The organism is Pseudoalteromonas sp. NSLLW24 (assembly GCF_015864725.1).
GTDB lineage: Bacteria > Pseudomonadota > Gammaproteobacteria > Enterobacterales > Alteromonadaceae > Pseudoalteromonas > Pseudoalteromonas arctica.
Window position 1 is genome coordinate 1 of the sequence record NZ_JADYWQ010000047.1, and the last position, 989, is coordinate 989.

Genomic DNA, 989 nt, shown 5'->3' on the forward strand with positions numbered 1-989 from the left:
GCTGGTTTAGCGCCAAATGAATCTGAGATTAGATACAAAGACTCTAAAACTGTGGCCAAATTTTATTGACCACTACAAAGCGCTTTTTAAAGCATTAGGTAATGCATTTGGAACCCATAAAACAGGCTGTTTTTCTTAAAAATGAGTAATTCTACAGCCTCAACGCCTCGTTAAGCTGGATAAAATATAGAGCAAAATAAATGTAAGCCATTGTTTTTATTTTATTTAAATACCTTATTATGTACTCGCCTTCCAAAGAACACCTGCTCCGTGAGCATCTTTTACTTGTTCAACCAAACCGTTTTGTTCTAAATGAATTAAGAGTTGTCTTACTCGCTCTCTTGTGACGCCTAAAGTTATAGAAAGATCATACAAATTTGAAGGTTTTTTAGTCAAGTGATTTAGAATTGTAAGCATTGATGGAGGCATTGTTTCCCTTGTGATTGTTTTAGCTAACGAAGATTTTGCTTGGTTCAATTCTTCTTTAGATAGCTTTGATCCACGCTCGTTTATATCTTTGAATATTAACTCCAATTTATTATTAACTTTTTCTTTCAAATTGTTGGCTTCGAGGTAATGACTTTGGTCATCAAAATCACTAGGGGCATATAATACTGTGTTTTTAAAATAGAGCACAAAGAAAAATAACAACACGATAGTTGCAGGAAAAGTCATAACGAAATAAACAAAAATAGATTGTATTTCTAAGGGTAATTGAACTAGTGCGACTGTAGCCAATGTTTCCGCTACACCAGCGAAAATAGCAATAATTGTAAGAGGGTTGCTAACTTTCATACATATTCCATAATATTGATAAACCTTGGGTACAAGCGCCTACTTAAGCGGAAAATATAGTTGGGTAAAATGTTGAATGAAGTGAAAACAGCTAAATGTATTTTCCGTTTGAAGTTCTTGTATGGATAATAAACCCATAAATTAATTAATACTTTAACCAAGTTCGGGTAATGTGAGGCCCAAGCTTTGGCTGC

General features: G+C 33.9%; 1 protein-coding gene. It reads right to left on the reverse strand.

Going from position 1 to position 989, the window contains the following annotated elements; all coding sequences use genetic code 11:
• Positions 1-237: 237 nt before the first annotated feature.
• A complete protein-coding gene (locus tag I6E72_RS19620) occupies positions 238-795 on the reverse strand; it encodes an ArsR family transcriptional regulator (protein WP_197113910.1) in 558 nt (185 codons plus the stop codon).
• Positions 796-989: the final 194 nt, after the last annotated feature.

What these genes read in the sequence shown, in the direction of transcription:
- I6E72_RS19620 (WP_197113910.1), bottom strand. Translation starts at nt 795, where the DNA reads ATGAAAGTTAGCAACCCTCTTACAATTATTGCTATTTTCGCTGGTGTA.